Origin of the sequence: Superficieibacter sp. 1612_C1, from assembly GCF_015234305.1 — a bacterium.
GTDB lineage: Bacteria > Pseudomonadota > Gammaproteobacteria > Enterobacterales > Enterobacteriaceae > Superficieibacter.
In genome coordinates this window covers 107,040-132,228 of sequence record NZ_JADGMI010000007.1, presented here as the reverse complement: position 1 = coordinate 132,228, position 25,189 = coordinate 107,040, and the positions used below count along the sequence as shown (strand labels likewise).

Genomic DNA, 25,189 nt, shown 5'->3' with positions numbered 1-25,189 from the left:
ATTATGCTTTGCACAACTCCACGCGGGTAATCTTGCCCACCATGAACAAATAACAGAGCATAGCGGCAACAGCGGAAGCACTGACGAAAATCAGGGCTCCGTTAAATGAATGCAGTTCTTTAACCAGATAACCAATAACCAGCGGCGTCATGATAGACGCTATATTACCGAAAGCGTTGAATATCCCCCCACACATGCCAGCAGCTTCTTTTGGTGCCATATCGGAAATGACTGTCCAGCCCAGCGCGCCGAAACCCTTGCCAAAAAACGCCAATGCCATCAGCATTACCACCAGCGTCTCGCTGTCGGTGTAATTGCAAAGTATCAGCGAAGTGGCAAGCAGCATACCTGCAACAATGGGAATTTTCCGCGCAGCGGTGAGACTCAGACCTCGTTTTAAAAGCCAGTCGGAGCACAGGCCACCTGAAATTCCACCGATAAAACCACAAATTGCCGGAATCGAAGCAATAAAGCCTACTTTAAGGATAGACATTCCACGTTCCTGTACTAAATACACAGGGAACCAGGTGAGAAAAAACCAGGTAATCGTATTGATAAAATATTGCCCAAGAAAAACGCCCATGAGCATTCGGTTACGCAGCATCTGTTTTATCGACAGCCAGCCAGAGCCGGTATTATTTTTGTGCGAGCTTTTCACATCCATATCGATAATCGCGCCGCCACGAATAAGATAATCCAGCTCACTTTGCGACATTCGAGGGTGCTCGGCTGGATTATGCACATACTTAATCCAGATAAAAGTCAGTATGAAACCGATAGCGCCCATAACGGTAAAAACATGTTGCCAGCCCCACGCTCAGGTAAGCCAGCCTAACAGAGGGGAAAATAGCGCCAGCGCAAAATATTGCCCTGCATTAAAGCAGGCTGAGGCCGTTGCTCGTTCCTGTATGGGAAACCATGCTGCAACGATGCGTGCATTAGCCGGGAATGACGGCGCTTCAGAAAAACCCAGCATAAAACGCAGAATAAAAAGCGTGACTGCCATTGACGCTACTGGTACAAATTCGATGAAGCCCTGAAAAAAAGTAAACAAAGACCAGAAGAAAAGGCTCCAGGTATACACTTTTTTTGAACCGTAGCGATCAAGCAACCAGCCGCCTGGAATCTGCATAATTAAATATGCCCAGCCGAAAGCAGAAAATATTACCCCCATACTTCCAGGATCAAAGTTTAACTCGCGAGCAACTTCGCTGCCAGCAATAGATAGAGTTGCGCGGTCAGCATAATTGACAGTGGTAATAAAAAATACAATTAACAATATAATGTAACGCGTTCGATTCTTGGGTTTGATAAATGGCGTGTGTTGACTCATAGGATACCTCGGATAAAGGTAGATATTGTTGTTGGACGTTATTGTTATAAGAGGGAAAATAAATTGGGGATGCAAAAATACATCCCCAGAGGGAATATTTTCCTCAATGGTATAACTAAAAAATATTGCTAGTCCTGACAGGCTATATCACAGAATCAGTTAAATGATTTACCTCCTGTTTCGAAAGTGGCGACTGTCCATGCAGCAGTCTGTTCGTGCAGCGTTAAACCGAGACCCGGCCGGGAAGGGACAATCATTTTTCCGTCACGAATGTCAATGCGCTCATTAAATACCGGTTCCAGCCACTCAAAATGTTCAACCCAGGTTTCATGAGCATAAGCAGCCGCAAGATGTAAATGAATTTCCATAACAAAATGCGGTGCCATCATCAGGCCATACTCTTCTGCCATCTGCTGAACTCTCAGGAATGGCGTAATGCCCCCGACGCGGGGGGCGTCATGCATAACCACATCCACCGCGTTCTGGCGAATAAAGTCAGTTACCTCGCGTGCGCTGGTAAGCATTTCACCCGTGCCGATCGGCGTATCAAGCTGCGAAGACAGCATCCGATGTCCTTCCACATCCCATGCGTCCAGCGGCTCTTCAATCCACTGTAAGTTAAATTGTTCCAGAATGCGGCCCATTCGCAATGCGGTCGTACGATCCCATTGCTGATTGACGTCCACCATCAACGGAACATCATCGCCCAGGTGTTTGCGAATAGCGGTAACGCGCGCCAGATCGATATGGCGATCGGGATGGCCGACTTTCATCTTGATACCGCCGATCCCTTTCTCCAGTGAAGCCGTTGATTTTTCGATAATCTCATCAACAGAAGCCTGTAAATATCCGCCTGATGTATTGTAACAACGTACGGCGTCACGCTGTGAACCGAGCAGCTTTGCCAGCGAGAGATTGGCTCGCCTGGCTTTCAGGTCCCACAATGCAGTATCGAACGCCGCGATGGCTTGTGGACCAAGCCCGCTACGACCAATAGAGGCTCCAGCCCATACCATCTTATTCCAGAGTCGAGAGATATCATTAGGATCTTCGCCAATCAGTAGAGGAGCGATTTCACGTGCGTGAGCAAACTGTGCAGGGCCACCGGTGCGCAGAGTATAGGTAAAACCCAGACCGTGATGTCCTTCTTCAGTTTCAATTTCAGCAAGCAGCAAAGCGACATCTTTTAAGGCATTTTGTCTGCCGGTAAGAACTTTTGCGTCGCTGACTACCGTTGTCAGCGGTACAGTAATAGAGGAGAGTTTTATCCAGCGAATACGATCGGCAGTGCCAGGAGATGTAGGGTGTAACAGCGTCATAGTAAGACCTTTTTGTTATTGAATCGGACCTTTACCAGATTGCGCCGAACGGTTCATACTGTCTAATTCAATTAAAGAATCAATTTATACAAAGGTTGTATAAATGTTTGAGTTAAGTCAGCTACGTTTTTTTATGGCCGTGGCCACCGAATTGAATTTTTCCCGCGCGGCGAAACGGCTCAATATGACTCAGCCTCCGTTGAGCAGGCAGATTCAGTTACTTGAGCATCAGCTTGGCGTGGAACTCTTTGAACGCTCGACGCGCTCGGTGGTGATGACGGCAGCAGGGCGGCGATTTTTTATTGAGGCGCAGGATTTATTGCAGCGCGCGCATACGGCAACATTTAATGCCCGACGTGTGGCGCAGGGGGAGATGGGAAGCATTACGTTGAGTTTTGTTTCCAGTGCCGTATATGAATTTTTGCCAAAGGTGATTGCTGAAGGAAGACGCTGTTTTCCGCAGATTGAAATTGCGCTTAAAGAAATGTCGACTGGCGAGCAATTTGAAGCCTTGCGCCTGCGGCAAAGCGATCTCGGGATCGTTCGTGCAGAGGGCGCGCCGGGAGGAATTAAAACCGAAGGCTTTGTCAGAGAACCTTTTGTTCTGGCTGTTCCTGGAACACACTCACTGGCGAGCCTCGGGCAACTGACGCTGGCGCATCTGGATAAACAGCCCTTTATTATGTATTCACCTTCAGCGTGGCTACCGTTCTATGAATTATTAGCAGGAATGTTTCGTCTAAGTAATATTCAGCCAAAATATGTGCAGCATATTGGCTCAACCGTTACCATTCTTTCTCTGGTTAATTCCGGAATGGGCGTAGCGTTAATCCCTAAAAGCGCCAGCGCGATCCGTTTCGACGACATTGTCTTTCGCGATATTGAACTGCCTGCGGGGATTGAAAGCCAGCTTTATCTGGCATGGCATGAAGAGAATGATAACCCGGCCTTTAAGGTGATATTGCAAACGATAAAAGAGGCTGCTGCGCAATAAATGCAGGTCGGGCTGGCGACTTTTGCTGCCAGCCCGAGGGCAATCAAATCACGCCCTGCGCCAGCATCGCGTCGGCCACTTTCACAAAGCCAGCGATATTCGCGCCGCGCACGTAATGCGTCTGCTTGCCTTCACCGCCGTATTCGACGCAGGCGTGGTGAATATCCAGCATAATATGGTGCAGGCGGGCATCCACTTTCTCAGCTTTCCAGCCCATACGCGCTGCGTTCTGCGCCATTTCCAGACCCGACGTCGCCACGCCGCCTGCGTTGGCCGCTTTGCCCGGTGCAAACAGGACACCGGCGTCCAGGAACAGATCGGTCGCCTCAATGGTGGTCGGCATGTTGGCACCTTCCGCCACCGCTTTCACGCCGTTGGCGATAAGCTGGCGAGCCGCATCCACATCCAGTTCGTTCTGAGTGGCGCACGGCAGGGCGATGTCTACCGGGACGTTCCAGGGCTGCTGGCCTTCGAGGTAGGTTAAGCCAAACTCTTTCGCGTAGGCGGCTACGCGGCCATCGCGGCTGGCTTTAATTTCCACCAGACGTGCCAGTTTTTCAGCGGTAAAGCCCGCTTCATCGACGACCGTGCCGCTGGAGTCAGAGGCGGTAATGACGCGCGCGCCCAGCGACATGGCTTTTTCAATCGCATACTGCGCGACGTTGCCGGAACCGGACACTGCGACGCGCATGCCTTCGAAACCGAGACCATGACGCTTCAGCATCGCATCGGTAAAGTACACCAGCCCGTAGCCGGTCGCTTCCGGACGGATCAGGCTGCCGCCAAACGAGAGGCCTTTGCCGGTAAATACGCAGGCGGTATTGTTGGAGAGCTTTTTCATCATCCCGGCCATAAAGCCGACTTCACGGCCGCCCACGCCGATATCGCCTGCCGGTACGTCAGTATCCGGGCCCAGGTGGCGATATAATTCGGTCATCAGCGCCTGGCAGAAGCGCATCACTTCACCATCGCTTTTTCCTTTTGGATCGAAATCGCTACCGCCTTTACCGCCGCCCATCGGCAGGGTAGTCAGCGCATTTTTGAACGTCTGTTCAAAGCCGAGGAATTTCAGAATGGACAGGTTAACGGTCGGGTGGAAGCGCATACCGCCTTTAAAAGGGCCGATGGCAGAGCTGAACTGCACGCGCCAGGCACGGTTGACCTGAACCTGGTTACGGTCATCAACCCACACCACGCGGAACTGGATCACGCGTTCGGGTTCGACCAGTCTTTCCAGCAGCGACATGTCGCGATAGCGGGGATTCTGTTCCAGGAACGGCCACAACGTTGTCATAACTTCACGTACGGCCTGAGCGAATTCTTTTTGCTCTGGATCGCGCTGCTGTACGCGGGCAAGAAAAGTTTCCAGAGAGCGTGTCTGATCCATAGATATAAGAGCCTCTTATGATGTGATGGGTTGTAGTTATTATGGTTGCGATAAAAAAGTGACTGCTTTTCGACTATAACATTCGCGCCCGTGCGGGTTGCAAGAAAAAAATCCATCAGAGGGCGAATTTATAATGGCCTGAACATCATAATAAAAAGTGATGACAGCATATTTATCTGGCTTTGGTTATAGTAAGCAATAAATACATTTAGGAATTAAATAATATGAAGACTATTATCGCTGTCGCGCTTTTTGCCCTGAGCAGTACCAGTACGCTGGCAGACCAGCGTATTCGCCCCGATGTTGAGGTGAATGTTCCGCCCGAGGTCTTTAGCTCCAGCGGTCAACGTGCGCAGCCCTGCAACCAGTGCTGCATCTATCAGGATCAATATTATTCTGAGGGCGCGGTGATTAAAACCGAAGGGGTGCTGCTGCAATGTCAGCGTGATGAAAAGACCCTCAGTACTAATCCGCTGGTCTGGCGGCGCGTAAAAGCATAAACGCTTCTAATAATGGAATGTCGGCGGGTGCCAGCGGATAAGCCCGCGCCTGCGCAGGGGAACACCAGATCAGCGCCTGGTGTTCATAAGCGGTTAACGTACCGCTAAACTGCGGGACGTGCCAGGCGTGAAGGCGGATCATCCGGCCCGCGACATCGCGCTGATGGCTGGCGACATACCTTCCCACCGTCGCATCGATCCCCAGCTCTTCCCGCAGTTCACGAACGAGCGCCTGCGGCTGCGTTTCGCCTGGCTCCACTTTTCCGCCCGCAAACTCCCAAAGCCCCGGCTGATCGGCCTGTTCAGATCGCTGAGCGAGCAAAATTTTGCCATCACGTTCAATGATGGCGGCAACCACGTCGAGAATTTTCATTAAACCTTAAACGTCGCCCATACCGGCGCATGGTCTGAGGGTTTTTCCATGCTGCGGATCTCATAATCAATCCCTGTCTCCACGCAGCGTTCGGCCAGCGGGGTGCTTGCCAGCAGCAAATCAATGCGCAGACCGCGATTATCATCAAAGCCTTTTGAGCGATAATCAAACCAGGAGTATTGCCCGGTCCTCTCCGGATTCGCCTGACGGAAGGTGTCCACCAGACCCCAGCCCAGCAGGCGCTGCATCCACTCGCGCTCTTCCGGTAAGAACGAGCATTTGCCGGCACGCAGCCAGCGCTTGCGGCTCTCTTCGCCAATGCCGATATCCAGATCGGTGGGGCTGATATTCATATCCCCCATAATCAGCACCGGTTCCTCCTTCTTCAGTTCGCTCTCCAGCAGATGTTGCAGGTTCTGATAGAACTGCGCTTTGGCGGGGAATTTAAGCGGATGATCGCGGCTTTCGCCCTGGGGGAAATAGCCGTTAATCACGGTGACATTGCCCAGCGGTGAGGGCACTTCAGCAATGATAATCCGGCGCTGGGCCTCTTCATCGTCATTCGGAAAGCCGCGACGTACCGAGACCGGCGTCTCTTTGGTCAATAACGCGACGCCATAATGGCCTTTCTGCCCATGATAAAACACGTTATAGCCCAGCTTCGCCACCTCTTCGAGGGGAAACATATCATCGTGGACCTTGGTTTCCTGTAGGCCAATGACATCGGGCTGATGCTTTTCGATAATCGCGGCAAGCTGGTGAGGGCGGGCGCGCAGGCCGTTGATATTAAAAGAGACAAATTTCATAGTCGCTGCCACTGTGCTGGATGAGTAGAGCTGCGATGGTAGCAGAAATTATGCTTCATGGCGCGGCATTGCTTCGCCTCATCCGCCAGCGTGCAATTTGTGCGCGATCCCGGTGCACCACGCCCCGTTTTAAGGCGTAAATCTACGAGAAATTTCGCAGACGATCACATTTCCAGAATTATATTTTACGTATGAATAATATTTCTGATTATCGCGCTGTAAAACCCTCTTTCAGACTAGTTATGCACTTTATATGCAAAATTGGTGCATAGCGTCGGATTGTAACTCCTTGATATTTCGTTAGCTCATCCGTTTTATGCATTTTTTTCGCTGGCTGGCACGATGCCTGCAATCTACATTTACAGCGCAAATACTCATGAAAATTAACATTTCATAAACTTTTCATTTACCGGATGAGGTCGCTATGTCTCAGTCAATAACGCGTAATAACTTTGATGAATGGATGATGCCTGTCTACGCTCCGGCGTCTTTTATTCCGGTACGCGGAGAAGGCTCCCGCCTGTGGGATCAGCAGGGCAAGGACTATATTGATTTTGCGGGTGGCATCGCGGTCAACGCGCTGGGACATGCGCATCCGGCGCTGAATCAGGCCCTGAAAGATCAGGCGGACAAGTTCTGGCATACCGGCAACGGGTATACCAATGAACCGGTCCTGCGGCTGGCAAAACGCCTGATCGACGCCACCTTTGCCGATCGGGTTTTCTTCTGTAACTCCGGGGCGGAAGCAAATGAGGCGGCGCTCAAGCTGGCACGTAAATACGCTCACGATCGTGTCGGCCCGCACAAAAGCGGTATCGTGGCGTTTAATAATGCGTTTCACGGCCGCACCCTGTTTACCGTCTCCGCTGGCGGACAGCCTGCCTATTCGCGGGATTTTGCGCCGCTTCCGCCGGACATCTGCCACGCGGTATTTAACGATCTGGCGTCGGCACACGAGCTGATCAACGACGACACCTGTGCGGTGATTGTCGAGCCGATTCAGGGCGAGGGCGGCGTCGTGCCTGCCGAACCGGCTTTTCTGCGCGGCCTGCGGGAGTTGTGCGATCGCCATCATGCGCTGCTGATTTTTGACGAAGTGCAGTCTGGCGTGGGGCGTACCGGCGAGCTGTATGCCTACATGCATTATGGCGTCACGCCTGATTTACTGACCACCGCCAAGGCGCTGGGCGGCGGCTTCCCGATTGGCGCATTGCTGGCAACCGACGCCTGTGCCAGCGTCATGACCGTCGGCACGCACGGCACCACCTACGGCGGTAATCCGCTGGCCAGCGCGGTCGCCGGAGAAGTCCTCTCCCTGATTAACCGTGAAGAGGTGCTGAACGGCGTGAAGCAGCGCCATCAGTGGTTCAGCGAACGGTTACAGGCCATCAGTCAGAAAACCGGCGTCTTTAAACAGATCCGTGGTCTTGGCCTGCTGATCGGCTGCGTGCTCGACGAACGTTATGCCGGGCGAGCCAAAGAGCTGAGCAACCTGGCGGCCGACGAGGGGCTGATGGTGCTGATTGCCGGTGGCAACGTAGTGCGCTTCGCCCCGGCGCTGATCATCAGCGAAGAGGAGATCACCACCGGTCTTGACCGCTTTGCCCGCGCCTGTGAACGCTTTGTGTCAGGAGGTTCATCATGATGATCATTCGTCCGGTTGCCCATGACGATTTGCCTGCACTGGTGGCGCTGGCCGGTAAAACAGGCGGCGGCTTAACCTCGCTTCCTGCGGATGAAGCGACGCTTTCAGCGCGTATTGAACGCTCACTACAAACCTGGCAAGGCACCATTGAGCGTGGCGAGCAGGGGTACGTTTTTGTGCTGGAAGAGACTGACAGCGGCGACGTCGCCGGAATTTGTGCCATTGAAGTCGCGGTTGGCTTAAACGATCCCTGGTACAACTACCGTGTAGGTACCCTGGTTCATGCTTCCAAAGAACTGAACGTATATAACGCGCTCCCGGCGCTCTTTTTGAGTAATGACCATACTGGCAGCAGCGAATTATGCACCCTGTTTCTCGATCCCGCCTGGCGCAAAGAGGGAAACGGCTATCTGTTGTCAAAATCCCGCTTTCTGTTTATGGCGGCGTTTCGCGACCGCTTCAATGAAAAAGTGGTTGCCGAAATGCGCGGCGTGATTGACGACAACGGCTATTCCCCGTTCTGGGAAGGTCTCGGCAAGCGCTTTTTTTCGATGGAGTTTGCGAGGGCGGACTACCTGTGCGGCACCGGGCAAAAAGCCTTTATTGCTGAGCTGATGCCCAGACATCCTATCTATACCGATTTTCTGTCACCAGAGGCGCAGGCAGTCATTGGCGAGGTGCATCCACAAACCGCGCCGGCCCGTGCGGTACTGGAGAAAGAGGGCTTCCGCTACCGGGATTACATCGACATCTTTGACGGTGGCCCGACGCTGGAGTGCGATATCGACCGCGTGCGTGCCATTCGCAAAAGCCGACTGGTGGAGGTTGCAGAAGGCCAGGCCGCGCCGGGCGAGCAGCCGATGTGTCTGGTCGCCAACGAACAGTATCATCACTTTCGTGCCATGTTGATTGAGGCCGATCCGCAGTGTGAGCGGCTGATCCTGACGGCGGCCCAGATGGACGCCCTGAAATGTCATGCGGGCGACCGTGTCCGGGTGGTGCGTCTGTGCGCTGAGGAGAAAAAACAATGAGCCAGTGGATCAACGGTGACTGGGTAACGGGTCGTGGCGAGCGCCGCGTTAAATGCAATCCGGTATCAGGCGAAGTGGTGTGGCATGGCTATGATGCCGATGCTGAACAGGTCCGTCAGGCCGGGGACGCGGCACGCGCGGCGTTTGCTGGCTGGGCCAGACAACCGTTCAGTGCCCGTCAGGCGATTGTTGAAAAATTTGCCTCGCTGCTGGAGAGCCATAAACCGGCCATAACGGAAACCATCGCCAGAGAAACCGGAAAGCCGCGCTGGGAGGCGGCAACCGAAGTGGCGGCGATGATCAATAAGATTGCGATCTCGGTAAAATCGTATCACGTTCGCACCGGTGAACAGCATACCGATCTGCCGGACGGCGAGGCCTCGTTACGCCACCGTCCGCACGGCGTGCTGGCGGTCTTTGGCCCTTATAACTTTCCAGGACATCTGCCGAACGGCCATATCGTGCCCGCGCTGCTGGCAGGCAATACGGTGATTTTTAAACCCAGCGAGTTGACCCCTGCCAGCGGTGAGGCGGTGGTTAAGCTATGGGAAGACGCGGGGTTACCTCCCGGCGTGCTGAATCTGGTACAGGGCGGCCGGGAGACCGGAGCTGCGCTCAGTCAGCTTGCCGCCATCGACGGCCTGTTATTCACCGGCAGTTCCGCCACCGGCGCGCAGTTGCATCAGCAGCTGGCCGGGCAGCCGCAGAAAATTCTCGCCCTCGAAATGGGCGGTAATAACCCGCTCATCGTTGATGAGCCAGCGGATATTGACGCCGCAGTCCATCTCACTATTCAGTCCGCGTTTGTCACCGCCGGACAGCGCTGCACCTGCGCACGGCGGCTACTGGTGAAGCGGGGCGAGCAGGGCGATCGTTTTCTGACCCGGCTGGTGGAGGTTGCCCGTCGGCTGACCCCCGGCGCGTGGAATGCCGAGCCACCGCCGTTTATGGGGGGATTGATTTCAGAGCAGGCTGCGCAGCACGTTGTTCAGGCGTGGAAGCAGCACGTTGACAACGGCGGCGTGACGTTGCTGGAACCGCGTTTGCTCCAGCCAGGTACCTCGCTGCTGACGCCGGGAATTGTCGATGTTACCGGTGTGGCAACTACCCCGGATGAAGAGGTCTTCGGCCCGTTACTGTGCGTCTGGCGCTATGACGATTTCAATGATGCCATCCGCCTGGCGAACGCCACCCGCTACGGGCTGGCGAGCGGGTTGATCTCCGGCGAACGGGAAAAGTTTGAGCAGCTATTGCTGGAGGCGCGAGCCGGGATCGTCAACTGGAATAAACCGTTGACCGGCGCAGCCAGCACCGCGCCCTTCGGCGGCGTCGGCGCATCCGGCAATCACCGGCCCGGGGCGTGGTATGCCGCCGATTATTGCGCGTGGCCGATGGCAAGCCTGGAGTCATCTGCGTTAACCCTTCCAGCCACACTCAGTCCGGGACTGAATTTTGACCGCGAGGAACAGTCATGAACGCCAGGGAAGTGAACTTTGACGGGCTGGTGGGACCCACTCACCATTATGCGGGCCTCTCGTTTGGTAATCAGGCGTCGACAAAACATCGCCTGCAACTGTCGAATCCTAAGCTGGCGGCGAAGCAGGGGTTATTAAAGATGAAGGCGCTGGCCGACGCTGGCTTTATGCAGGCGGTGATCCCGCCTCAGGAACGGCCGAACATTGCGCTGTTGCGGCAGCTGGGGTTTAGCGGCAGCGATGAAAAGATTATTCAAACCGTCGCTGCGCAGGCTCCGTGGCTGCTGTCATCAGTGAGTTCAGCCTCGTCGATGTGGGTGGCGAATGCCGCCACGGTGTGTCCTTCTGCGGATGCGCTGGACGGCAAAGTTCACCTGACGGTGGCTAACCTGAATAACAAATTTCACCGCGCCAGCGAAGCGCCAACCACCGAAGCGTTACTGCGCGCCATTTTTGCCGATCCCTCCCGGTTCGCGATCCATTCCGCGCTGCCGCAGGTGGCATTGTTTGGCGATGAAGGCGCGGCGAACCACAACCGCCTCGGCGGGGAGTATGGAAAGCCCGGCATCCAGCTGTTTGTTTACGGACGGGAAGAGAGCGGCGTGGCGCGACCAGAACGCTACCCGGCGCGTCAGACGCTGGAGGCCAGTCAGGCGGTGGCGCGGCTGAATCAGGTCAATCCGCAGCAGCTTATTTTCGCCCGGCAGAATCCGGCGGTGATCGACCAGGGCGTTTTTCATAATGACGTGATCGCCGTGAGCAATCGACAGGTATTGTTCTGTCATGAAGAGGCGTTTGTCGATCAGCCCACGCTGATGGCGACGCTGCGCCAGCGCATTCCCGGTTTTATGCCGCTTCAGGTGCCATCCAGTGAAGTCAGCGTCGATGAAGCTGTCGCCACCTATCTTTTTAACAGCCAGCTTTTGAGCAAAGACGATGGCTCAATGCTACTGGTATTGCCGCAGGAGTCGCAGCGGAATCCGCGCGTCTGGCGTTATCTCACCCGACTGCTGGCGGAGGACAATCCCATCAGCGAGCTGAAGGTCTTTGATTTGCGCGAAAGTATGGCGAACGGCGGCGGCCCGGCCTGTTTGCGTCTGCGGGTGGTTCTGACGCAAGAAGAGCGTCAAAAAGTGAATCCGGCCGTCATGATGAATGATGAACTGTTCAACAGCTTAAACCGCTGGGTAGATCGCTATTACCGTGATCAACTGGTGCAGACCGATCTGGCCGATCCACAACTGCTGCGCGAGGGGCGTGAAGCGCTGGACAACCTGACGCAGATCCTGCACCTCGGCTCGGTCTATCCCTTCCAGCGCTAACGGGGGCGAAATGAAGCATTTTTTAGCATCGACGCTGTCGGCCACGGTGCCACTGGCGACGCGGGGAGAAACGCCGTATTTCCGCTGGCGCTGGCTGGGTGAGGGAATTCTGGAGCTGTCACCGCATCAGCCGGTAGCACGGGCGCTGGTGCTCTCAGCCGGAATACACGGTAACGAAACCGCGCCGGTCGAAATGGTCGACCATCTTCTTACGGCATTGATGGCGGGGGAGATCCCGCTGCGCTGGCGGCTGCTGGTGATCCTCGGGAACCCTGCCGCGTTACGGGCAGGTAAACGCTACCTGCAAGCCGATCTCAACCGCATGTTTGGCGGACGCTGGCGGCAATTCCCGGCGAGCGATGAAACCGCGCGTGCCGCGTTGCTGGAAGAGACGGTCAGCCGTTTCTTTCAGGAGGATGAACGGACGCAGTGCTGGCATCTGGATTTGCACACCGCCATCCGTGGCTCGCACCATCTGCGTTTTGGCGTGCTGCCCGCCAGAGCTACGCCGTGGGATGAGTCATTTCTACAGTGGCTGGGGGCCGCCGGACTGGAGGCACTGGTTTTTCATCAGCATCCGGGCGGCACCTTCAGCCATTTCAGCGGGGAACGCTTTGCGGCACTGGCCTGCACCCTTGAACTGGGTAAAGCATTGCCGTTTGGTGACAACGATCTGTCGCTTTTCGCCACCACTGCCCGGGCACTCACCCATTTGCTTGCCGGAGAACTGGCGGACACCCGCTACGCGAAACCACTACGCTATCAGGTGGTGCAGCAACTGACGCGGCACGACAGCCATTTCACCCTGCACATGTCAGCAGAAACGCTTAATTTCACCTCCTTTGTTCCCGGCACGCTGCTGGCGGAAGACGGGGAACGCCGCTGGCAGGTTGGCGATGAGACAGAATATGTTCTTTTCCCCAATCCTGACGTCGCGCCGGGTCTGCGTGCGGGATTAATGTTAAAACGCATTCTCTGAGGCGAATAGTGTTATTCCCGGCATCGGTATATTACTGAGGGTCGGGTTTACCTTTTAGGAACAATGCAGATTTATCTGAGCAAAATGCTTTATTAATAATCACCGCTGTTTTATACTTCTGCATAATCTCTTCGTAATCAACGAATTATTTATTTTTGTTATCACTCTCCATCTTTTTTCCATATTTTCTTCATAATTGGCGATAAAACGTTTTTTATACTTTCAATGCTTTACTCTTGCACTGACTTATTGACGATAAAGCGCGTAAAGTTAATATCGTCAACACGGCAAACACGCCGAAAGAATAACTGTAAGAAAGGATAAAACTATGCGTAAATTAACTGCTCTGTTTGTTGCCTCTACCCTGGCTTTTGGCGCGGCTAACCTGGCTCATGCTGCTGATACGACGACTGCCGCGACCACCGCGAAAACGGCACAGCAGCACAGAGGACCGATGGGGCCGCATCATGACATGATGTTTAAGGATCTGAATCTGACCGACGCGCAGAAACAGCAGGTTCGCGACATCATGAAAGCCCAGCGTAGCGAGATGAAGCGCCCGCCAGTTGAAGAGCTGCGTGCAAGCCATGACCTGATCGCCAGCGATACTTTTGATAAAGCAAAAGCTGAAGCGCAGATCGACAAAATGGCGGCTCAGCACAAATCGCAGATGCTGGCCCGAATGGAAGCGCAGAACAAGATTTACAACATTCTGACCCCGGAACAGAAAAAACAGTTTAATGCCAATTTTGAGAAGCGTCTGACAGAACATCACGCCCCGGACGGTAAAATGGCTCCGCCAGCTGAATAATTCAGCCGACAACATTCAAGACCGCCGGTCTTGCCCATAGCTGATACAGGCCGTGGGCAGGCCCGGCGGTTTTTTCATTTTATCACTTGCCACCGGCTACCGACGCGGTATTCTCCTGAAGCTGGTGCATTATCATGGTCTTACGCCGCATCGCGGACTTTTTTTATTTTTGTATAACGTTGCGCTAAGGCCAGTCATTCTGCTGCCGATAAATAACGAATAATTGAAAGCTGCCGACAGCAACAGGCGGCATGGCGATATGCACTGTGCCTTTCAGGAGTGATGATGGATTATTTTGATATGCGCAAAATGGCGGTCAATTTATGGCGTAACGGTGCAGGCGAGACGCGGGAACTGTGCTGTTTTCCTCCGGCCACACGCGACTTCAACTGGCGGGCCAGTATCGCCTCTATTGCCGCGAATGGTGAATTTGCGGTTATTCCCGGAACGGACAGGGTGATTACCCTGCTTGAGGGGGGAGAAATGACGCTTGACGCCGGAAACGCGTTCCGGCATACGCTGCGGCAGTTCCAGCCATTTCGCTTTTCCGGCGAGCACAAAGTCCGGGCGCATCTTACCGAAGGGCATATGTCGATGGACTTCAACGTCATTACCCGTCGCGATCGTTGCCAGGCAAAGGTCCGGGTGGCCGATCGTACCTTCACCACCTTTGCTTCGCGCGGTGGGGTGGTTTTCGTCTTAAATGGCGCATGGCAGCTCGGCGATAAGTTACTCACCGCCGAACAGGGTGCTTACTGGCAGGACGGATGTCATACCCTGCGCTTACTCAAAAGTGAAGGTCAACTTCTGTTCAGCGAGATCACCTGGCTACCAGGACATTAATTCGCTGATTTCGAAATTTCCGGCAATCAGCGGCTTGCAGAGAATTTTATAGCCGTCCTGATCGAACCCGGCAGGCGTGCGTATTAACGACGACGCCTCGTCGGGGCTGTTCACCGATCCCAGCCACAGCCAGTTATCAATAATATGATATTGGGTCATATCCGGGCCGCTCTCTTTCATCGCGACCGGGCCTTGCCACGGCCAGCAGACGATCTGTAGCCGCGCCAGAGCGTCATACAGCCGCTGATGATGTTCTTCGATACTTTCTTTCCCACAGCAGGCTCCCGCGCAGCGGTGCAGGGCAGAGCGAAAGCAGCCCCGGCCGCGCGTCACGGATTCCAGCCCGAGCAGCCCGTAACATAGCTTGTGTTCATCGGCGATGTTTTGTAATGCGCCAAGCGCCGCGCGTCGATTGGCAAAAAGACCAAACAGCCCCGGCTGATGGGAGAAATCGACTTCGCGGGCGTAAACGATTTGCGGTTTACCGTCCACCATCAGCAACGAACAGAGCTGGCGATTACGCCGCAGACGTTTATTAAACAGCGGTTGCTGCTCTTTAATCATCTGTGCTTCCAGCAGTAGCGCGCCCACTTCACCTGCGGTACGGACCCAGGTGATACGTCGGGACTGGCGCAGCATCGCGGCTTCGGCAGGCGTGCGTAAATGCGAGAGCACACGGCTGCGAATATTGATGCTTTTACCGATGTAAAGCGGCATCGCTTCGCTTTCGCCATGGAAAAAATAAACGCCGGGCAATTTGGGCAGCGCCTCAAGCCAGGGACGTAAATGCTCGGGATATTCATAAATTGCCGCCGCTTCGAAATCGAGGCGCGGGGCTGAGGGACGCCTTGCCACATTAACTCCTGATACTGTTTACACATACAGTATAGCAAGTTAAATCTGGCGAAAAAAGAGGCGAAAAGAACGGACCGGAAAAACTGCCCGGTCCGCAGGCGATTATTTTTTCCAGAAATCGTCAAACACGGTGATTGGTGGGCGACGCTTATGTTCGGTTTTCAGATACCAGCCCTCAATAATGCGGGCGGTGCCTTCATCCACCGATTTACCTTCAAGATAGTTGTCAATATCTTCATAGGTGACGCCGAGCGCCGCTTCATCGGGCAGAGATGGACGGTCATCTTCCAGATCCGCCGTCGGCAGTTTCTTATACAGATGTTCCGGGCAGCCAAGCTGCGCCAGCAGCTGCTTACCCTGACGTTTGTTTAAACGGAACAGTGGATTAATGTCCGTGCCACCGTCGCCATATTTGGTGAAGAACCCGGTCAGCGCTTCGGCGGCATGGTCGGTGCCCACCACCACCCCTTTGGTCATGCCCGCAATGCTGTACTGTGCCTTCATGCGCTCACGGGCTTTTTCATTGCCGCGCACAAAATCGCTCAGTTCAACGCCTGCATCGCGTAATGCCTGTTCACTGGCTAACACTGCGCCTTTGATATTGACCGTCAATACGCGATCGGGCTGAATAAATTCAATGGCGTCCTGGCAGTCCTGCTCATCAGCCTGCACGCCATAGGGCAGGCGCACCGCGATGAATTGCAGATCCTCACCACCGCCTTCGGCCCGCAGTTCATCAATCGCTATCTGACTCAGTTTTCCGGCAAGGGTTGAATCCTGACCGCCGCTGATCCCGAGGACCAGTGTTTTGATGAAGGGATAGGTGGTCAGGTAGGATTTGAGAAAGTCCACGCTGCGGCGAATCTCTTCTTCCGCATCGATCTGTGGTTTTGCGCCAAGCGCACGAATAATTTCTTGTTGCAGAGCCATGTCACCCCCGTAAGTAAATTCTGCAATGTCATCGACATTGCTGGACGATACCTTAAACCTACCTCTTCAGCGGTAAAACGACAACAATTGACCGGGCAGAAGAGGGTAATTGGCGCATTTTCGCCCTCCGCTGCTGTTTTTTAAGGATATTTCCGAAAGACAAAGGATTTTCTCAAGCGAGTTGAAAAATTTGGATTTGTATTCCAGGCTTATAACACGCTGATAAACAAGAGGACGGAATATGAACAAGAACGTAGCAGGAATTTTAAGTGCAGCGGCAGTACTGACTATGTTGGCTGGTTGTACGGCCTATGATCGTACTAAAGACCAGTTTACACAGCCAGTCGTAAAAGATATTAAGAAAGGGATGACGCGTCAGCAGGTACAGCAGATCGCCGGCCGTCCTTCTTCTGAAGTGTCGATGGTCCATGCTCGCGGTACGTGCCAGACTTATATCCTGGGGCAACGTGATGGTAAAACAGAAACTTATTTTGTAGCGCTGGATGATGCTGGCCGGGTGCTGAACTCTGGCTACCAGACCTGTGCCGAGTATGACACCGATCCCCAGGCTCCGAAGCAGTAACCCCCTTGCTCTGCCTGAGTTAAAAAAGAAACCGGCCCTTGTGTCGGTTTCTTTTTGTCTGCGCTATTCTTTTTTAGCATCGCGAATTATTTGACCGAAATGTGAGGGTCGTCAAAGCATGAGGTCAAAGAGAGACAATTCATGCACTTTACGCATTATCACCCCCCTACGTAAAATCGTATACTTCACTCAGGCAAAACAATATCATTTTGAATTGCCTGCAAAGGCAAGTTGAGATTAATAATTCGCCGTATAAAATTTGTTCGTAAAATTATGGAGGGTTTTATGGAGAAGAAAAAAATTTATTTGTTTTGTTCCGCAGGGATGTCCACTTCTCTGCTGGTATCAAAAATGCGTGCTCAGGCAGAAAAATATGAAGTGCCGGTTATCATTGAAGCATTTCCTGAATCACTGGCCGCAGAAAAAGGGCCTGAAGCAGATGTCATTTTAATCGGGCCACAAATTGCTTATATGTTGCCAGATATTAAAACTACCGTACCTAACAAACCTGTTGAAGTGATTGATTCCATTCTGTACGGAAAAGTCGATGGATTGGGTGTATTAAAATCCGCTGTCGCAGCTATTAAAAAAGCAGCAGTACATTAATTTTATTTATTTTTCCCGTCAAAGAGTAATTTCATATTTTATCGCCGCAATCCGGTATTGCGGCATTACAGGATGCTATTTATGAGCAAAGCGATTGATTCACTTGAAAGGGTTCTCCTTCCCTTTGCTGTGAAATTAGGCAAGCAGGTACATGTTAATGCGATTAAAAATGGTTTTATTCGGTTAATGCCATTAACGCTTGCAGGCGCAATGTTTGTTCTGATTAATAACGTATTCTTGAGTTTTGGTGAAGGGTCATTCTTTTTTTCATTAGGGGTAAGACTTGACGCTTCGACGATTCAAACATTAGAAGGGTTCAAGGTTATTGGCGGCAGCGTTTATAACGGTACGCTGGGTATTATGTCGCTGATGACACCGTTCTTTATCGGTATGGCGCTGGCTGAAGAGCGTAAAGTCGATCCGCTGGCTGCCGGTTTATTGTCGATCGCCTCTTTTATGACGGTTACGCCGTTTTCCGTGGGGGAAGCCTATGCCGTCGGTGCTAACTGGCTGGGCGGGCAGAACATTATTTCCGGTATCATTATCGGGCTGGTGGTCGCAGAAATTTTCACCTTTATCGTGCGCCATAACTGGGTCATCAAATTGCCGGATAGCGTGCCTGCGTCAGTTTCTCGCTCGTTCTCTGCGCTGATCCCAGGTTTTATTATTCTGTTAATTATGGGCTTCATCGCCTGGGGCCTGACGCTTATCGGCAGTAATTTCCACCAGATCATTATGGATAGCGTCTCTAAACCGCTGGCCTCTATGGGAAACGTGGTGGGCTGGGCTTACGTGGTATTCAACGCGCTGTTGTGGTTCTTTGGTGTCCACGGCGGGCTGGCACTGACCGCGCTGAACAGCGGTATCCTCGGTCCCTGGGGTATGGAAAACATGGCGACCTACACCCAGTTTGGTTCGGTAGATGCGGCCATTGCCGCCGGTAAAACCTTCCATTTCTGGACCGGACCGATGCTGGAATCGTATATTTTCCTCGGCGGTACGGGGGCCACGCTGGGTCTTATTATCGCGATTTTCATCGCCTCACGCCGGGCGGATCACCGTCAGGTGGCGAAACTGGCGCTGCCGTCAGGGCTGTTCAATATCAACGAACCGATTCTGTTCGGTATGCCGATTATCATGAACCCGCTGATGATGATCCCCTTCGTACTGATCCAGCCGATTCTGGCGGGCATCACGCTGGCGGCTTACTCGCTGGGTCTTATCCCACCGTCAACCAACTTTGCGCCATGGACCATGCCGCCAGGCCTCGGGGCGTTCTTTAACTCTAACGGTAGCATCGGTGCACTGATCCTCGCCCTGTTCAACCTGGGAGTAGCAACGATGTTCTATCTGCCGTTCGTGATCATCTCCAATAAAGCACAAACCGTGATTGAGGAAGAAGAGAGCGAAGAAGATATCAGGAACGCCCTGTCGTTTTAACCCTCACCGGAGCGGGAGAAGTCCCGCTCCCTGCTGAAAGGAAAGATCGTATGTTTGATTTGGAAGAGATTGTTGAATCCGATACCACGGCCGATGAACTTGAAGAAGTGGTGATGGGGCTGATTATTAACTCAGGTTCCGCGCGTAGTCAGGCCTATGCGGCGCTGAAAAAAGCGAAACAGGGCGATTTTGCCGCGGCCCGGGAGCTGATGTCGCAATCAAAGCTGGCGCTGAACGAAGCGCATCGCGTACAGACTCAATTGATTGAGGGCGATCAGGGGCAGGGCAAAATGAAAGTGAGCCTGGTGCTGGTGCATGCCCAGGATCACCTGATGACGTCGATGCTGGCCCGCGAGCTGATTGCCGAGCTGATTGAGCTGCATGAGAAAATACAATAGGCTGTAAAGAATACCGGGTAACAGGAGAGTGCGATGGAAATCCAAACGGTACGCGCAAGTCAATTTTTGAACAGTGAAGATTTTCATATATTCATTCTTGATAAGGTTGAAAGCGTCAGTGGATTACATCAGCATGACTATTACGAGTTTACCATTGTTCTGACGGGAAACTGTTATCAGGAGATCAATGGTAAACGGGTACTGCTGGAGCGAGGGGATTTTGTCTTCGTTCCCATTGGTTCGCACCATCAAACCTTTTATGAATTTGGTATGACGCGTATTTTAAATATGGGGATCAGCCGTTCATTTTTTGATGAGCATTACCTGTACCTGTTACCTTTTTGCTTTGTCGCCTCGCAAAAGTATCATATTAAGAAAGAGTTTCTCACCTACATTGAGTCAACCATTGCCTCGCTAAATTTTCGCGATGATGAATTCGATGAGTTCAATAAGCTGTTGACGTTTTATATTGTTAACCGTTTACAGCATTATAAAGAGCAGGTGGAAGATGATGATATCCCCCTCTGGCTGAGGCGAACCGTGAAGGAGATGCATGATAAAACCATGTTTGGTGAGAACGCGCTGGAGAAGATGATTACGATTTCCGGTAAGAGTCAGGCGTATCTCACGCGCTCCACGCAAAAGTATTACAACAAGACGCCGGTGCAAATTATTAACGATATCCGGATTAATTTTTGCAAGAAGCAGCTTGAAACCACCAATTTCTCGGTGGCCGATATTGCTTATGACGCCGGGTTTAGCAGTCCCTGTATTTTTATTAAGACTTTTAAAAAGTTAACGGCGTTTACGCCGGGGGCTTATCGCAAAAAGCATTGTGGTAGCTAATTAATACTACCGCGCAGGAATTTATTTAAATTATCAATTCACAGTTATGGATTCCGTGAATCTATTAATCACGGCGATCATTTACTGAACGGGGTTTTATATGAAAAGTTTAAAAGTTGTCACTATTGGTGGTGGCAGTAGCTACACGCCGGAATTACTGGAAGGTTTTATTAAGCGCTATCATGAACTGCCGGTAAGCGAATTGTGGCTGGTGGATGTGGAAGAGGGTCAGGAAAAGCTCGATATTATTCATAGCCTGTGTCAACGGATGGTGGAAAAGGCGGGCGTGCCGCTAAAAGTCTTTAAAACGCTGGATCGCCGCCAGGCGCTACAGGGTGCGGATTTCGTCACCACCCAGCTGCGCGTCGGCCAGCTGAAAGCGCGTGAAAAAGATGAACGTATTCCGCTAAGCCACGGCTATCTGGGCCAGGAGACCAACGGCGCAGGCGGTCTGTTTAAGGGCCTGCGTACCATTCCGGTCATCTTTGACATTATCAAAGACGTCGAAGAAATTTGTCCGAACGCATGGATCGTTAACTTTACCAACCCGGCCGGCATGGTGACCGAGGCGGTGTACCGCCACACTAACTTTAAACGCTTTATCGGCGTGTGCAACGTGCCGGTCGGCATGAAAATGTTCGTCCACGACGTGCTGAAACTGGAAGAGAGCGACGATCTGTCCATCGATCTGTTCGGCCTGAACCATATGGTCTTTATTAAAGATGTGCTGGTCAACGGCCAGTCGCGTTTTGCCGAACTGATCGACGGTGTGGCCTCCGGTACGCTGACCGCCAGAACCGTCAAAAATATCTTTGGCCTGCCGTTTAATGAAGGGCTGATCCGTTCGCTCAATCTGCTGCCGTGTTCGTATCTGCTGTATTACTTTAAGCACAAAGAGATGCTGGCGATTGAGATGGGCGAATTCTATAAAGGCGGCGCGCGCGCTCAGGTCGTCCAGCAGCTCGAAAAACAGCTTTTCGAACTGTATAAAGATCCCCATCTGAACGTAAAACCGGCGGAGCTTGAGCAGCGCGGCGGCGCGTACTACTCCGATGCCGCCTGTGAAGTGATTAACGCGATTTACAACGACAAGCAAACTGAGCACTACATCAATATTCCGCATCAGGGAAGCGTGCAGAATATTCCGCAGGACTGGACGGTTGAGATGACCTGCCTGCTGGGTCGCAACGGCGCGACGCCACACCCGCGCATCACCCATTTTGATGAAAAAGTGCTGGGGCTGATCCACACCATCAAGTGTTTCGAAATAGCGGCAAGCAGGGCGGCACTGAGCGGCGTGTTTAACGACGCGATGCTGGCGCTGAACCTTAACCCGCTGATGCGTTCCGACAACGATGCAGAAGTGCTGGTACGCGAACTGCTGCTGGCGCATGAGGCGCATCTGCCGCGCTTCGCGAAGGCGATTGCCGCCATTAAATCATCGCAGTAATGAAAGGAGGCACCCTGTGCAACGTTTATTGATCGTCAACGCTGATGACTTTGGATTAAGCAAAGGCGTTAACTACGGCATCATCGAGGCCGCGCGTCATGGCGTGGTGACCTCCACCACCGCGATGATGAACGCGCCTGCGGTGGAGCATGCCGCAGAACTGAGCGCGCAGACGCCGCAACTGGGCGTCGGGCTGCATTTTGTGCTCAGCTTTGGTTGTCCTTTAACCGACATGCCTTCGCTGGCGCGTGACGGCACGCTGGGGAAATGGGTCTGGGAAGTGGCTGAGCAGGGAGCGTTAAATTCGCAGGAGGTTGAGCGCGAACTGGCCTGCCAGTATCAGCGCTTTTTAGATGTTTTTGGCCGTGCGCCCACGCATATTGACAGCCATCATCACGTCCATCTGATCCCCCAGGTGTATGCCATTGTCGCAAAATTTGCCGGTGAGAAGGGGCTGCCGGTGCGTATCGATCGTGAAGTTGTTGCGCAAAACGCGATTACGCTCACCGGCGAGCGCAGCAGCGACAGCTTTGCCAGCAACTTCTATGCGGAAAACGTCAACGAGGCGTTTTTTCTCACTCTTCTGGACGACGCCGCTGCGCGTGGTGAGCGGTCAATTGAAGTCATGTGCCATCCCGGTTTTGTCGATAAGGCGTTGCAGGAGAGCAAATACTGCTATCCGCGGCTGGAGGAGCTGGAGGTGCTGACAGCGCCGTCATTAAAAGCGGCGGTAACCGCGCGGGGCTTCCGGCTGGGAAACTTCAGCGATCTGTAAAAGAAAACTGCGGCCACGTCGCCAGGCAAATTCAATGGTATAACGTTTGTCAGCAGTCTGAAGCCCGACATCCCCGTCGGGCTTTTTTATGATTCAAATGCTTATTTAATTGCGCGAATTATTTGAGTAAAGTGTGAAGAAAATCATAACGAGAGGTCAATGAGAGATGATTTCTTGCCCGGATGGATTTTTCTGACCCAAAGAGATGCCGTATACTCGACTCATAAACAGGAGGTCATCACAACGAGGTAGGGTCAATGAAACATCGACCAGTGATGACATAATTCATAAGTTGAGGAAGCGAGAATGGAAAAGAAATATATTTATCTTTTTTGCTCTGCGGGGATGTCTACATCTTTATTGGTATCCAAAATGCGTGCGCAGGCTGAGAAATATGAAGTGCCTGTCGTAATTGAAGCGTTTTCTGAAGCATTTGCTGCGGAAAAAGGTCCGCAAGCCGATGTTATTCTCCTTGGGCCGCAAATTGGCTACATGTTGCAGGATATTCAAAAAATTCTACCGAACAAACCTATTGAAGTAATTGATTCAACGCTTTATGGTAAGGTCGATGGTTTAGGTGTACTTAAAGCAGCCGTTGCTGCTATTAAAAAAGCTGCTGCGCAATAATTTTTTATTATTTTTCCCGTCAAAGAGTTATTTCATTATTAAACGCCGCAAATTGATTGCGGCCTTTAAGGGTATTCATTATGAGTAAAGTGATCGATTCGCTTGAAAAGGTGCTGCTTCCTTTTGCTGTAAAAATAGGCAAGCAACCGCACATCAATGCCATTAAAAATGGCTTTATTAAATTAATGCCGCTGACCCTCGCAGGGGCCATGTTTGTTCTCATCAATAACGTATTTTTGAGCTTTGGCGAAGGTTCTTTCTTTTATTCAATGGGAATACGGCTGGATGCGTCAACCATTGAAACCTTAAATAGCTTTAAAGGCATTGGCGGCAACGTCTATAACGGTACCCTCGGCATTATGTCACTGATGGCTCCCTTCTTTATTGGGTCCGCGCTTGCTGAAGAACGCAAAGTCGATCCAATGGCGGCAGGGTTACTGGCGGTGGCGGCGTTTATGACCGTAACGCCCTTCAGCGTTGGGGAAGCCTATGCGGTTGGGGCGAACTGGCTTGGTGGTCAGAATATTATTTCAGGCATGATTATTGGTCTGGTCGTGGCTGAAATGTTCACCTTCGTTATTCGTCGTAACTGGGTGATCACCCTACCAGATAGTGTGCCTTCCTCCGTATCCCGTTCTTTTTCCGCGCTGATCCCAGGCTTTATTATTCTCTGTATTTTCGGGGTTATCTCCTGGCTGTTAGCCTCTTACGGCAGTAACTTCCATCAGATCATCATGGACTCCATCTCGAAGCCGTTGGCAGCGATGGGCGGCGTCGTTGGTTGGGCATATGTCATATTCAACACGTTACTGTGGTTCTTTGGTGTGCATGGTTCCCTGGCGCTGACCGCGCTGGATAACGGCATTATGACGCCATGGGCGCTGGAAAACATTGCGCTGTATAACCAGTACGGTTCCGTTGACGCGGCGATAGCGGCAGGACACCAGTTCCACTTCTGGGCTAAACCCATGCTTGACTCTTATGTTCTGCTGGGTGGTTCTGGTGCAACGTTGGGTCTGATCATTGCCATCTTCATCGCCTCTCGTCGCGCGGATCACCGTCAGGTCGCAAAACTGGCGTTGCCGTCGGGTATCTTTCAGATCAACGAACCGATCCTTTTTGGCCTGCCAATTATTATGAACCCGGTTATGTTCATACCGTTCGTGCTGGTTCAGCCAATACTGGCTGCGGTTACCCTTGCCGCCTATTCGATGGGTATTATTCCTCCGGTGACTAACCTTGCGCCATGGACAATGCCCACCGGTTTGGGGGCGTTCTTTAACAGTAACGGCAGTGTCGCAGCACTGTTAGTCGCCTTGGTCAACTTAGCTATCGCAACGCTCATTTACCTGCCGTTTGTTATGGTCTCGAATAAGGCGCAGGCAGTTATTGAGGAAGAAGAGAGCGAAGAAGATATCGCGAATGCACTGAAATTCTGATGACACGCGGTATGGGGAAGCCCATACCGCCATTGTAAAAAGGAAAATGTATGTTTGATCTGGACAATATCACGGCAGAACCTGTGCAGGAAAATGACCTCGAAGAAGTCGTGATGGGGCTGATTATCAATTCAGGTCAGGCGCGTAGTCTGGCTTATACGGCGCTCAAGCAAGCCAAACAGGGCGATTTTACGGCGGCAAAACAGACGATGGAGCAATCGCGCATTGCCCTGAGTGACGCGCACCGGGTACAGACCCAGCTCATTGAAAGTGATGAAGGCGAGGGGAAGATGAAGGTGAGCCTGGTGCTGGTTCATGCGCAGGATCATCTTATGACGTCAATGCTGGCCCGCGAGCTGATTGCTGAATTGATCGAACTTCACGAGAAGGTACAATAGGTTATCAATACACTAAGGCAGCCG

General features: G+C 52.5%; 25 protein-coding genes and 1 pseudogene. 19 read left to right on the top strand and 7 right to left on the bottom strand.

Annotated elements, in window-relative coordinates; translation table 11 throughout:
- Nucleotide 1 precedes the first annotated feature (1 nt).
- Nucleotides 2-1,333: pseudogene (locus INT84_RS22075) on the bottom strand (MFS transporter).
- 155 nt (nucleotides 1,334-1,488) lie between these two features.
- Complete coding sequence (locus tag INT84_RS22070) at nucleotides 1,489-2,652, bottom strand: mandelate racemase/muconate lactonizing enzyme family protein (protein WP_194208479.1); 1,164 nt, start codon at nucleotides 2,650-2,652, stop codon at nucleotides 1,489-1,491.
- A 103-nt stretch (nucleotides 2,653-2,755) separates the two neighbouring features.
- Between INT84_RS22070 and INT84_RS22065 the strand changes: the two genes are divergently transcribed.
- The gene (locus tag INT84_RS22065; protein WP_194208478.1) at nucleotides 2,756-3,646 is read left to right on the top strand and encodes a LysR family transcriptional regulator; all 891 of its coding nucleotides are present in this window, start codon (nucleotides 2,756-2,758) and stop codon (nucleotides 3,644-3,646) included.
- A 43-nt stretch (nucleotides 3,647-3,689) separates the two neighbouring features.
- Here INT84_RS22065 and gdhA read toward each other — a convergent pair whose 3' ends face one another.
- The gene (gene gdhA / locus INT84_RS22060; protein ID WP_194208477.1) at nucleotides 3,690-5,033 is read right to left on the bottom strand and encodes an NADP-specific glutamate dehydrogenase; all 1,344 of its coding nucleotides are present in this window, start codon (nucleotides 5,031-5,033) and stop codon (nucleotides 3,690-3,692) included.
- Nucleotides 5,034-5,257: 224 nt separating this feature from the next.
- Between gdhA and INT84_RS22055 the strand changes: the two genes are divergently transcribed.
- Nucleotides 5,258-5,533, top strand: coding sequence for a YnjH family protein (locus tag INT84_RS22055; RefSeq protein ID WP_194208476.1), 276 nt, complete (start codon nucleotides 5,258-5,260; stop codon nucleotides 5,531-5,533).
- Here INT84_RS22055 and INT84_RS22050 read toward each other — a convergent pair.
- Both INT84_RS22050 and xthA read right to left on the bottom strand, forming a co-directional pair.
- The gene (locus tag INT84_RS22050) at nucleotides 5,499-5,906 is read right to left on the bottom strand and encodes a pyrimidine (deoxy)nucleoside triphosphate diphosphatase (RefSeq protein WP_194208475.1); all 408 of its coding nucleotides are present in this window, start codon (nucleotides 5,904-5,906) and stop codon (nucleotides 5,499-5,501) included. The genes INT84_RS22055 and INT84_RS22050 overlap by 35 nt on opposite strands.
- A complete protein-coding gene (gene xthA / locus INT84_RS22045; RefSeq protein WP_194208474.1) occupies nucleotides 5,906-6,712 on the bottom strand; it encodes an exodeoxyribonuclease III in 807 nt (268 codons plus the stop codon). Before xthA ends, INT84_RS22050 begins: the two co-directional genes overlap by 1 nt.
- A gap of 424 nt (nucleotides 6,713-7,136) precedes the next feature.
- On the opposite strand from xthA, the gene INT84_RS22040 reads away from it, so the two are divergent.
- The 7 genes from INT84_RS22040 to ves all read left to right on the top strand — a co-directional run bounded on the left by INT84_RS22040 (nucleotide 7,137) and on the right by ves (nucleotide 14,818).
- Entirely contained in the window at nucleotides 7,137-8,357 is a 1,221-nt protein-coding gene (locus tag INT84_RS22040) for an aspartate aminotransferase family protein (protein WP_194208473.1), read from the top strand.
- Nucleotides 8,354-9,388 (top strand): arginine N-succinyltransferase, encoded by a 1,035-nt coding sequence (astA, locus tag INT84_RS22035; RefSeq protein ID WP_194208472.1) that lies wholly within the window; start codon nucleotides 8,354-8,356, stop codon nucleotides 9,386-9,388. The genes INT84_RS22040 and astA overlap by 4 nt, the downstream gene beginning before the upstream one ends.
- Entirely contained in the window at nucleotides 9,385-10,863 is a 1,479-nt protein-coding gene (gene astD / locus INT84_RS22030; RefSeq protein WP_194208471.1) for a succinylglutamate-semialdehyde dehydrogenase, read from the top strand. The genes astA and astD overlap by 4 nt, the downstream gene beginning before the upstream one ends.
- Nucleotides 10,860-12,185, top strand: coding sequence for an N-succinylarginine dihydrolase (gene astB, locus INT84_RS22025; protein WP_194208470.1), 1,326 nt, complete (start codon nucleotides 10,860-10,862; stop codon nucleotides 12,183-12,185). The genes astD and astB overlap by 4 nt, the downstream gene beginning before the upstream one ends.
- Before the next feature lie 10 nt (nucleotides 12,186-12,195).
- A complete protein-coding gene (gene astE, locus INT84_RS22020) occupies nucleotides 12,196-13,164 on the top strand; it encodes a succinylglutamate desuccinylase (RefSeq protein WP_194208469.1) in 969 nt (322 codons plus the stop codon).
- A gap of 328 nt (nucleotides 13,165-13,492) precedes the next feature.
- A complete protein-coding gene (gene spy / locus INT84_RS22015; protein ID WP_194208468.1) occupies nucleotides 13,493-13,975 on the top strand; it encodes an ATP-independent periplasmic protein-refolding chaperone Spy in 483 nt (160 codons plus the stop codon).
- A gap of 285 nt (nucleotides 13,976-14,260) precedes the next feature.
- The gene (gene ves, locus INT84_RS22010) at nucleotides 14,261-14,818 is read left to right on the top strand and encodes an environmental stress-induced protein Ves (protein ID WP_176918310.1); all 558 of its coding nucleotides are present in this window, start codon (nucleotides 14,261-14,263) and stop codon (nucleotides 14,816-14,818) included.
- Here ves and cho read toward each other — a convergent pair.
- Together cho and nadE are read right to left on the bottom strand one after the other, a co-directional pair.
- A complete protein-coding gene (gene cho, locus INT84_RS22005) occupies nucleotides 14,804-15,673 on the bottom strand; it encodes an excinuclease Cho (RefSeq protein WP_194208467.1) in 870 nt (289 codons plus the stop codon). The two genes, ves and cho, sit on opposite strands and share 15 nt — an antisense overlap.
- A 102-nt stretch (nucleotides 15,674-15,775) precedes the next feature.
- On the bottom strand, nucleotides 15,776-16,603 hold the full coding sequence (gene nadE / locus INT84_RS22000; protein WP_194208466.1) for an ammonia-dependent NAD(+) synthetase: 828 nt from the start codon (nucleotides 16,601-16,603) through the stop codon (nucleotides 15,776-15,778).
- A 241-nt stretch (nucleotides 16,604-16,844) separates the two neighbouring features.
- Between nadE and osmE the strand changes: the two genes are divergently transcribed.
- The 10 genes from osmE to chbA (INT84_RS21950) all read left to right on the top strand — a co-directional run bounded on the left by osmE (nucleotide 16,845) and on the right by chbA (INT84_RS21950) (nucleotide 25,165).
- Nucleotides 16,845-17,186 (top strand): osmotically-inducible lipoprotein OsmE, encoded by a 342-nt coding sequence (gene osmE, locus INT84_RS21995; protein WP_176918208.1) that lies wholly within the window; start codon nucleotides 16,845-16,847, stop codon nucleotides 17,184-17,186.
- Between the two features lie 285 nt (nucleotides 17,187-17,471).
- Nucleotides 17,472-17,792: a PTS sugar transporter subunit IIB gene (locus INT84_RS21990; protein WP_194208465.1), complete on the top strand. Its 321-nt coding sequence runs from the start codon at nucleotides 17,472-17,474 to the stop codon at nucleotides 17,790-17,792.
- 81 nt (nucleotides 17,793-17,873) lie between these two features.
- On the top strand, nucleotides 17,874-19,232 hold the full coding sequence (chbC, locus tag INT84_RS21985; RefSeq protein ID WP_194208464.1) for a PTS N,N'-diacetylchitobiose transporter subunit IIC: 1,359 nt from the start codon (nucleotides 17,874-17,876) through the stop codon (nucleotides 19,230-19,232).
- Nucleotides 19,233-19,282: 50 nt separating this feature from the next.
- Nucleotides 19,283-19,630, top strand: coding sequence for a PTS N,N'-diacetylchitobiose transporter subunit IIA (chbA, locus tag INT84_RS21980; RefSeq protein ID WP_194208463.1), 348 nt, complete (start codon nucleotides 19,283-19,285; stop codon nucleotides 19,628-19,630).
- A gap of 33 nt (nucleotides 19,631-19,663) precedes the next feature.
- Entirely contained in the window at nucleotides 19,664-20,476 is an 813-nt protein-coding gene (gene chbR, locus INT84_RS21975) for a transcriptional regulator ChbR (protein WP_194208462.1), read from the top strand.
- A 100-nt stretch (nucleotides 20,477-20,576) separates the two neighbouring features.
- Complete coding sequence (locus INT84_RS21970; protein WP_194208461.1) at nucleotides 20,577-21,926, top strand: 6-phospho-beta-glucosidase; 1,350 nt, start codon at nucleotides 20,577-20,579, stop codon at nucleotides 21,924-21,926.
- 16 nt (nucleotides 21,927-21,942) lie between these two features.
- A complete protein-coding gene (chbG, locus tag INT84_RS21965) occupies nucleotides 21,943-22,701 on the top strand; it encodes a chitin disaccharide deacetylase (RefSeq protein WP_194208460.1) in 759 nt (252 codons plus the stop codon).
- A gap of 306 nt (nucleotides 22,702-23,007) precedes the next feature.
- Nucleotides 23,008-23,328 carry a PTS sugar transporter subunit IIB gene (locus INT84_RS21960; RefSeq protein WP_194208459.1) on the top strand — a complete coding sequence of 107 codons (321 nt, stop codon included), beginning with the start codon at nucleotides 23,008-23,010 and terminating at the stop codon, nucleotides 23,326-23,328.
- Between the two features lie 80 nt (nucleotides 23,329-23,408).
- Nucleotides 23,409-24,767 (top strand): PTS N,N'-diacetylchitobiose transporter subunit IIC, encoded by a 1,359-nt coding sequence (gene chbC, locus INT84_RS21955; protein WP_194208458.1) that lies wholly within the window; start codon nucleotides 23,409-23,411, stop codon nucleotides 24,765-24,767.
- Between the two features lie 50 nt (nucleotides 24,768-24,817).
- A complete protein-coding gene (gene chbA / locus INT84_RS21950; protein ID WP_194208457.1) occupies nucleotides 24,818-25,165 on the top strand; it encodes a PTS N,N'-diacetylchitobiose transporter subunit IIA in 348 nt (115 codons plus the stop codon).
- The last annotated feature ends 24 nt before the right edge of the window (nucleotides 25,166-25,189 follow it).

Excerpts from the sequence above, each read along its gene's own strand:
- INT84_RS22070 (WP_194208479.1), bottom strand. The coding sequence starts at position 2,652 with ATGACGCTGTTACACCCTACATCTCCTGGCACTGCCGATCGTATTCGC.
- INT84_RS22065 (WP_194208478.1), top strand. The coding sequence starts at position 2,756 with ATGTTTGAGTTAAGTCAGCTACGTTTTTTTATGGCCGTGGCCACCGAA.
- gdhA (WP_194208477.1), bottom strand. The coding sequence starts at position 5,033 with ATGGATCAGACACGCTCTCTGGAAACTTTTCTTGCCCGCGTACAGCAG.
- INT84_RS22055 (WP_194208476.1), top strand. The coding sequence starts at position 5,258 with ATGAAGACTATTATCGCTGTCGCGCTTTTTGCCCTGAGCAGTACCAGT.
- INT84_RS22050 (WP_194208475.1), bottom strand. The coding sequence starts at position 5,906 with ATGAAAATTCTCGACGTGGTTGCCGCCATCATTGAACGTGATGGCAAA.
- xthA (WP_194208474.1), bottom strand. The coding sequence starts at position 6,712 with ATGAAATTTGTCTCTTTTAATATCAACGGCCTGCGCGCCCGCCCTCAC.
- INT84_RS22040 (WP_194208473.1), top strand. The coding sequence starts at position 7,137 with ATGTCTCAGTCAATAACGCGTAATAACTTTGATGAATGGATGATGCCT.
- astA (WP_194208472.1), top strand. The coding sequence starts at position 8,354 with ATGATGATCATTCGTCCGGTTGCCCATGACGATTTGCCTGCACTGGTG.
- astD (WP_194208471.1), top strand. The coding sequence starts at position 9,385 with ATGAGCCAGTGGATCAACGGTGACTGGGTAACGGGTCGTGGCGAGCGC.
- astB (WP_194208470.1), top strand. The coding sequence starts at position 10,860 with ATGAACGCCAGGGAAGTGAACTTTGACGGGCTGGTGGGACCCACTCAC.
- astE (WP_194208469.1), top strand. The coding sequence starts at position 12,196 with ATGAAGCATTTTTTAGCATCGACGCTGTCGGCCACGGTGCCACTGGCG.
- spy (WP_194208468.1), top strand. The coding sequence starts at position 13,493 with ATGCGTAAATTAACTGCTCTGTTTGTTGCCTCTACCCTGGCTTTTGGC.
- ves (WP_176918310.1), top strand. The coding sequence starts at position 14,261 with ATGGATTATTTTGATATGCGCAAAATGGCGGTCAATTTATGGCGTAAC.
- nadE (WP_194208466.1), bottom strand. The coding sequence starts at position 16,603 with ATGGCTCTGCAACAAGAAATTATTCGTGCGCTTGGCGCAAAACCACAG.
- osmE (WP_176918208.1), top strand. The coding sequence starts at position 16,845 with ATGAACAAGAACGTAGCAGGAATTTTAAGTGCAGCGGCAGTACTGACT.
- INT84_RS21990 (WP_194208465.1), top strand. The coding sequence starts at position 17,472 with ATGGAGAAGAAAAAAATTTATTTGTTTTGTTCCGCAGGGATGTCCACT.
- chbC (WP_194208464.1), top strand. The coding sequence starts at position 17,874 with ATGAGCAAAGCGATTGATTCACTTGAAAGGGTTCTCCTTCCCTTTGCT.
- chbA (WP_194208463.1), top strand. The coding sequence starts at position 19,283 with ATGTTTGATTTGGAAGAGATTGTTGAATCCGATACCACGGCCGATGAA.
- chbR (WP_194208462.1), top strand. The coding sequence starts at position 19,664 with ATGGAAATCCAAACGGTACGCGCAAGTCAATTTTTGAACAGTGAAGAT.
- INT84_RS21970 (WP_194208461.1), top strand. The coding sequence starts at position 20,577 with ATGAAAAGTTTAAAAGTTGTCACTATTGGTGGTGGCAGTAGCTACACG.
- INT84_RS21960 (WP_194208459.1), top strand. The coding sequence starts at position 23,008 with ATGGAAAAGAAATATATTTATCTTTTTTGCTCTGCGGGGATGTCTACA.
- chbC (WP_194208458.1), top strand. The coding sequence starts at position 23,409 with ATGAGTAAAGTGATCGATTCGCTTGAAAAGGTGCTGCTTCCTTTTGCT.
- chbA (WP_194208457.1), top strand. The coding sequence starts at position 24,818 with ATGTTTGATCTGGACAATATCACGGCAGAACCTGTGCAGGAAAATGAC.